At 45.6% G+C, this 7,270-nt stretch carries 4 protein-coding genes; 2 read left to right on the forward strand and 2 right to left on the reverse strand.

The features are described 5' to 3' along the window. Positions 1 to 150: 150 nt before the first annotated feature. Positions 151 to 1,449, forward strand: coding sequence for an ATP-binding protein (locus tag H6H02_RS22870; RefSeq protein WP_190822103.1), 1,299 nt, complete (start codon positions 151 to 153; stop codon positions 1,447 to 1,449). Next, complete coding sequence (locus H6H02_RS22875; RefSeq protein ID WP_190822105.1) at positions 1,446 to 5,429, forward strand: hypothetical protein; 3,984 nt, start codon at positions 1,446 to 1,448, stop codon at positions 5,427 to 5,429. Before H6H02_RS22870 ends, H6H02_RS22875 begins: the two co-directional genes overlap by 4 nt. Positions 5,430 to 5,491: 62 nt before the next feature. Here the strand turns inward: H6H02_RS22875 and H6H02_RS22880 are convergent, their stop codons facing one another. Further along, a complete protein-coding gene (locus H6H02_RS22880; RefSeq protein ID WP_190822107.1) occupies positions 5,492 to 5,677 on the reverse strand; it encodes a PCP reductase family protein in 186 nt (61 codons plus the stop codon). 135 nt (positions 5,678 to 5,812) lie between these two features. Continuing rightward, positions 5,813 to 6,958, reverse strand: coding sequence for a hypothetical protein (locus tag H6H02_RS22885; RefSeq protein WP_190822109.1), 1,146 nt, complete (start codon positions 6,956 to 6,958; stop codon positions 5,813 to 5,815). Between the last annotated feature and the right edge of the window lie 312 nt (positions 6,959 to 7,270).

Genomic DNA, 7,270 nt, shown 5'->3' on the forward strand with positions numbered 1-7,270 from the left:
ACTGATGATAATTGAAGGTGCGATCGCTTGTTGACGCAAGCAGGACTTACCGGCAGGATGCTTTGGGCGATTGAGCGCTCAAAGCGTTTTACGGAATGGATAGAATGGCGGCGGTAGGAAGTAAGGATCAGCCCGGTTGCGAGGAAATGCATGAAACTGGATTTGCAGAGGTTTTATCAAGCGTGTAACCCTAGCCCTCTGAACATGGGCAATACTGAGGAGCGAAAGTATTACATCGATTTCTCCTCAGTGCGCGGTGGCAATATTATCCGCGAGTTGGGACGAACCGTCACCCGTCTTTCACCTGATAAGCCGACCTGCCAATTGTTTACAGGACATATCGGCTGTGGCAAGTCCACAGAATTGCAGCAACTTAAGGCTGATTTAGAGCAGCAGGGATTTCATGTAGTTTATTTCGAGTCTAGCCAAGTCTTGGAAATGGCAGACGTTGATGTTACAGATATCATGCTGGCGATCGCTCGTCAGGTGAGCGACAGCTTAGAAGCGGTTCAGATCAAGCTGAAGCCAGGATACTTTGTGAATCTGTTTCGCGAGATTGGCGATATTTTGCAAACACCTGTTGAAATCAGCGATGTGGAGTTTTCTGTCGGCATTGCCAAGATTACGTCCAAGACTAAAGATAGCCCTAAGCTCCGCGGTCAATTACGGCAATATCTAGAACCGCGCACGAATGGGATTTTAGAAGCTATTAACCAGGAAATGCTTGCGCCTGCGATTGAGAAGCTCAAAGCGAAAGGTAAAAAAGGACTGGTGGTGATTATCGATAATCTTGACCGATTGGATAACTCTGTGAAGTCGGTGGGGAGCCGCTTGCCAGAATATTTATTTGTAGACCGGGGCGAACAGTTGAACCAGCTTCATTGCCATGTGGTTTATACGGTTCCGCTATTTTTGATTTTTTCTAATGCGTTGGGAAGGCTGACGAACCGCTTTGGTAGAGACCCCAAGGTGTTGCCGATGGTGCCAGTGCAACTCCGTCAAGGGGATGAATGTAAAGAAGGGATGGCGCTATTGCAACAAATGGTACTGGCGAGAGCGTTTCCTGCTGTTCATCCAGTTCAGCGCATGAATTTAATTTCAGAGGTATTTGATAGCCTTGAGACGTTAGAGCGATTGTGCCGCGTGAGTGGGGGTCATGCACGGAATTTGCTCACCCTGCTATTGAGCTGTCTGGAACGAGACGACCCGCCTTTGTCACGAGATTGCATTGAGGGGGTGATTCGGCAACGGCGCAATGAGCTAAGTTTGGCAATTACTGAGGATGAGTGGGAGTGGTTGCGGGAAGTCGCGCAACAGAAAAGCTTGAGAGGAGAGGAACGATACCAAACTTTAGTGCGCGATATGTTTGTATTTGAATACCGAGACGAAGATGGGTCTTGGTTTGATATCAATCCAATTTTGAGAGAAGCGAAAGAATTTCAGCTATGACTAACCCGCACCAACCGGAAGATGTTGCTGCTAATAATGAGAGTTCGCTGAAAGCTCTGGTACGGGCAATTAAACTGTCTCAAGGGCAATTTCGGCTGATTTTGGCGCGATGTAACTATGGGGCGTTGCGTGATCGCATGGTGCAACGCCTGCGGGAGTTATCTCCTGTCACAATTCGGGAGATAGTCTTGCCTAAGTTTGTCAAGACGCTGTACACCACCATCAAGGCTCAATTGGGTGATGAGATGCCACAAGCCTTGATGGTGTTCGGTTTGGAGTCGGTAAGCGATATCAAGGCAGTTTTAACGTCTAGCAACACGATACGAGAGGAGTTTAGCAAAAATTTTCCCTTTCCACTGGTGTTGTGGATTAATGATGAGGTGCTGCAAAAGCTGCTTCGGTTAGCACCAGATTTCGAGAGTTGGGCAACGAGTGTTGAGTTTGCCCTCTGTACTGATGAGTTAATTAGTTTTCTGAAGCAAAATACAGATGCGTTATTTGCTGGCAATGTAATTACTAATTTAGAAACTTGTTGTGAAATAGAGGCAGCTTTTCAGGATTTGAAAAGTCGCGGACAAGAATTAGAGCCAGAGGTAGGAGCGGGTTTAGAATTTTGCCGCGGCTTAGATGATTATGCAAATAATCAAATCGATGCTGCTATAGAACATTTCCAGGGAAGTTTAAGATATTGGCAGGAAAGGCAACATCTAGAGCGGCAAGGTAAATTGCTACTTAATATTGCATTATGTTATTACAGCAAGGCTGAAGAAAATCAGCGGTATTGGGAAGAAATCCGCGATTATCTTCAGCAATGCATTAATGTTTTTGAGCAAGCTGAACGTCCGGATTTGGTTGCTAGCCATATTAGTAAACTTGGTGACGTTTTGCGGCAGCTACAAGCATGGGGAGATTTACAAAATCTTGCCCAAAAAGCTGTTAATCTACACCAAAAATACGGGAATTTAAGCCAATTAGCTCAAGATTACGGCTTTTTCGCAGAAGTAGCTCTAGAGCAATCGCGCTGGGATGATGCGAATCAATTAGCTCAACAAGCATTGAAAACTTTAGATAGGATTCCGAGTATTCAGCCATACAAGCGGGGTTTATATCGATTGATTTTAGCGCGATCTCAATCGCATTTAGGTTTAGTTAAAGAAGCTGTTGTTAATTTAGAAAAAGCTAGGGAAGAAGCAATTCCACAGTATAATCCAAAACTTCATGTCGATATTTTGGAAAAATTGCAATTGCTTTATTATCAGGAAGGGGAATACTTAAAAGCATTTAAAATCAAACAAGAGAGAATTTCGACTGAGTATCAATACAATTTCCGAGCTTTTGCAGGCACGTCTTATTTACAACCAAAACAGCAGGTAAATCACCCATTATTAAAACCTGGTCACGAAGCAATCATTTCTCAGGAAATTGCTGCTTCTGGTCGGGAACAAGATGTCAAAAATTTAATAAAAAGAATTAGCGGTAATCAACATAAACTAATCGTAATTTACGGTCAGTCAGGAGTAGGAAAAAGTTCAATTCTGGAGGCAGGGTTAGTTCCAGCCCTAAAACAACAACCAATTGGAGAGCGAAATGCTTTACCCGTTGTGGTGCGGTTTTACACAGATTGGCTTGGAATGTTGAGGAATTGTTTGGCAGAGGCTTTTGAGGAAGTAAGAGGAGATAAATTACCGATCGCTTTTGATTCAATAGAAGCTATTGTTGAACAATTGCGTAAAAATGCAGAGCGAAATTTGTTAACTGTTTTGATATTTGACCAATTTGAAGAGTTCTTCTTTGTTTACAAAGAGCAAAGCCAAAGGATACCTTTTTATAACTTTTTGCAAGCTTGTCTGGATATTCCTTATGTAAAGATAATCTTGGCTTTACGGGAGGATTATTTACATTATTTGTTGGAATGTAATCGTATCCATCAAATGGCTGCGATTAACAACAATATACTTGATAAAAACATTCTGTATTATTTAGGCGATTTTTCACCGACCGAGGCAAAGTTAGTTATTGAAAGTTTAACCAAACGCTCTAAGTTTTACTTAGAGCCAGCATTGATTGAGGAATTGGTAAAAGATTTGGCGGGAGAACTGAAGGCGTTACGCCCGATAGAGTTGCAAATTGTTGGCGCACAGCTCCAGTCAGAAAAAATTACCACTTTAGAACAGTATCGGTGCCTGGGGGACAACCCGAAAGTAGAACTGGTAGAGCGACATTTAGCAGAAGTTATCCAAGATTGCGGCTCAGAAGAAAACAGAAAACTAGCTCAACTGGTTTTATACTTACTCACCGATGAAAATAATACCCGTCCTTTAAAAACTCGCGCTGATTTGGCACAGTCTTTAGAATTAAAAGCTGACAGTTTAGATTTGATTTTAGAGATTTTAGTGGGTTCGGGCTTGGTAGTGCGAGTGCCAGAATCTCCCGCAGACCGCTATCAACTGGTTCACGATTATTTGGTGGCATTTATCCGTCAGCAGCAGGGAGCTGAACTATTAGCAGAACTGAGGAAGGAGAAAGAGCAGAGAAGACTTAGTGAAGAAAAATTAAAAGAATTTCAGATAGGGCAGATAGATGCTCTTAGTCGTTATTCCGATGCATTATTTTTCTCAAATAAAGAGTTTGATGCGCTAATAGAAGGTTTACGGGCAGGGATAGCACTCAAGCAAGCGGGGGAAGCAGAAACAGATACTGAGATACAAGTTGTAACTGCACTGCGACAGGCGGTTTACGGGGTGAGAGAGCGCAACCGCTTGGAAGGGCATGGCGCAGGAGTCAATAGCGTCAGTTACAGCCCGGATGGCAAGACGTTGGCTTCCGCAAGTTCGGACAAGACCATCAAACTGTGGAATCTGGCAACGGGTAAACTCATTGCCACCCTCGAAGGGCATCGCGCAGGAGTCTATAGCGTCAGTTACAGCCCGGATGGCAAGACGTTGGCTTCCGCAAGTGATGACAAGACCGTCAAACTGTGGAATCTGGCAACGGGTAAACAGATTGTTACCCTGCGAGGGCATGGCGCAGGAGTCAATAGCGTCAGTTACAGCCCGGATGGCAAGACGTTGGCTTCCTCAACTTGGGGCAAGACCGTCAAACTGTGGAATCTGGCAACGGGTACAGAGACTGCCACCCTCGAAGGGCATGGCGCACGAGTCTACAGCGTCAGTTACAGTCCGGATGGCAAGATGTTGGCTTCCGCAAGTTCGGACAAGACCATCAAACTGTGGAATCTGGCAACGGGTAAACTCATTGCCACCCTCGAAGGGCATGGCGAAGGAGTCAAGAGCGTCAGTTACAGCCCGGATGGCAAGACGTTGGCTTCCGCAAGTTATGACAAGACCATCAAACTGTGGAATCTGGCAACAGATAAACAGATTGTTACCCTGCGAGGGCATGGCGCAGGAGTCAATAGCGTCAGTTACAGCCCGGATGGCAAGACGTTGGCTTCTTCAAGTTTGGACAAGACCATCAAACTGTGGAATCTGGCAACGGGTACAGAGACTGCCACCCTCGAAGGGCATGGCGCAGAAGTCGATAGCGTCAGTTACAGCCCGGATGGCAAGACGTTGGCTTCCTCAACTTGGGGCAACATCAAACTGTGGAATCTGGCAACGGGTAAACAGATTGTTACCCTGCGAGGGCATGGCGCACGAGTCAATAGCGTCAGTTACAGCCCGGATGGCAAGACGTTGGCTTCCTCAACTTGGGGCAACATCAAACTGTGGAATCTGGCAACGGGTAAACAGATTGCTACCCTCGAAGGGCATGGCGCACGAGTCTTTAGCGTTAGTTACAGCCCGGATGGCAAGACGTTGGCTTCCGCCAGTTGGGACAACATCATCAAACTGTGGAATCTGGATTTAGAAGATTTACTGGTACGCAGTTGCGATTGGGTACGCGATTATTTGGAGAACAACCCTAATGTAAGTAAGAGCGACAGAAGTCTGTGCAACGGTATCGGCACCCAAAAGTAGCTGCTAGGATGCAAGATAACTTATCCAATACCATCTCAAGCACTATACCAAGAGGGATGCGCTCACTGCCCAAATTCTAGCCGCGCCTGCTCTACTAAATCAGCAGTGACAACTTCCACACCCCCTGCACGAGCGATCTGCTCAATTCGCTGACGCGCTTGGGAACGAACAAAAAAGGGAATATTTTTCAGCTTTGCCTTTGCTTCCGGCGTCCACTGTAAAACATCTGTAAAATCAGAATCGCGCATGGTACACCAGCCCTTAGCTATCAGCCGTTCGGCTTTTAGCTGGTAAACTTGATCGCATTTTATCAAGTTGCGATCGCTTTCGCGTATGCCTTTCCTAGCGGCTCCTGGCGCTATGACACATCAGCCGTAGGAGAATCAACTCTTTGGCTGAGCTTGTTTTAGTTTCTTCTGTGCCGATTGCAGCAGTTGTTGGGTTTCTCGATAGTCGCTTGTTCCTGGTTTGACCATTTTCAACCGATGGATTATTTTTTGCATCTGGCTGACTATCTGGTTGCGATCTACTTGGGAACTATCTTTGGGTATCGACGCAAGCAAAGTGTTGATTTGTTGTTGAGCATCATTGAAGGCTTCGTGAGACTCGCGTTCTGTTTTTAATCGAATTTGCACAGTGTCTAAATTCATTTGGTACGTTACCAGTAGCTTTTGCGCTTCCACATAGTCAACGTCTTCCAGCCGAACGTTTTGCAGTTGGGCAATCGCCTTGTACCACAAACTTTCACCTTGTTGCCACCGCTGTGCAGTATGGGGTGGATTTTGCCCAGTTTTAGCAGCAGCAAAAGCATATTGTTTGGCGGCTTGAATTAAAGTATTGGTGCGTCCCAAAATCTGCTGTTGTTGAGAAAGTTGGGACTTGATTTGCTCAAATCTATCGCGAATATTGGCAGTTTGCTGATTAGGGATTGTCTGCGTATCGTACCCGCTAACATAGCGCCGACCCTTGCGGTTGTAAGAGTGTCGCCGCGAAGAAACTGTATCTGAAACAGGTAGATAATCAATATGTGTTTTGGCTTCACTTAATTTATTTTCACCTAATGCCAAACTTGCTGCGGTCTTGGCTTGGTTAATTAATTCTTCTGCTTGGTCTAAAGATGCGATCGCTTCCTGATAGCGATCCTCTGTACTCATGGGGGCATTTTGTCCCGCTGGCTGATGAGCTGTGGGAGATAGCAAAATTGCCAAAACAAGCGTCCCCGTTCCCCCAACTAGCAACACAGCCCCCCCAGCTACCGCACAGCCAGCTAATTTGATTTTGCCGAATATTCCCAGGGGACGGTTGGCTTTTGCTGCCGCTAGCAATGCTTTCTGGCTGAAGTTTGCATAGGTGGCAATAACGATTTTCCGCAGTTCTTCTAAGGAGGCAGGTGAGCCTGGTTGCGATCGCAGTTTTTCTAATTCCTCTAGTACAATCCGCTGCTCCATTTGGCTCAAAGCATCATTACCAGCACATTTCTTCACTTCGGTGTGGAGGATTTGAAAAGCGCGATTGTTGAGACGGGACATAAACTACACCCAGCAACTCATGTTAGTGTTCCCGCAACTGCCTGGAAAATCACACAAATCAGGTTCGCTCAATGGCTCCTCAGAACTTCCTCAGATGGCAATCACATCTACCCAGCTTGCAGATAGTGTTCATCTTCCAAAGCATTTCCCACTTTTCTATAGCGACTCTAAATAATTCGTGAAAGTGAGATGCCCAACTTCTTAGCGGGACTTAGACAGATTTCAAGCCCAAACAAAGCCCAAAGCAGCTTTAAAAGCGAAGAATACGTCCCGATTGTGGTTCAGCCACTCGATAAAACGGAAAGACATCGC

The sequence above is a fragment of the Coleofasciculus sp. FACHB-1120 genome (assembly GCF_014698845.1).
Lineage (GTDB): Bacteria > Cyanobacteriota > Cyanobacteriia > Cyanobacteriales > FACHB-T130 > FACHB-T130.

Bases quoted from the DNA above. Each gene is read 5' to 3' on its own strand.
- H6H02_RS22875 (WP_190822105.1), top strand. From the start codon at position 1,446: ATGACTAACCCGCACCAACCGGAAGATGTTGCTGCTAATAATGAGAGT.
- H6H02_RS22880 (WP_190822107.1), bottom strand. From the start codon at position 5,677: ATGCGCGATTCTGATTTTACAGATGTTTTACAGTGGACGCCGGAAGCA.
- H6H02_RS22885 (WP_190822109.1), bottom strand. From the start codon at position 6,958: ATGTCCCGTCTCAACAATCGCGCTTTTCAAATCCTCCACACCGAAGTG.
- H6H02_RS22870 (WP_190822103.1), top strand. From the start codon at position 151: ATGAAACTGGATTTGCAGAGGTTTTATCAAGCGTGTAACCCTAGCCCT.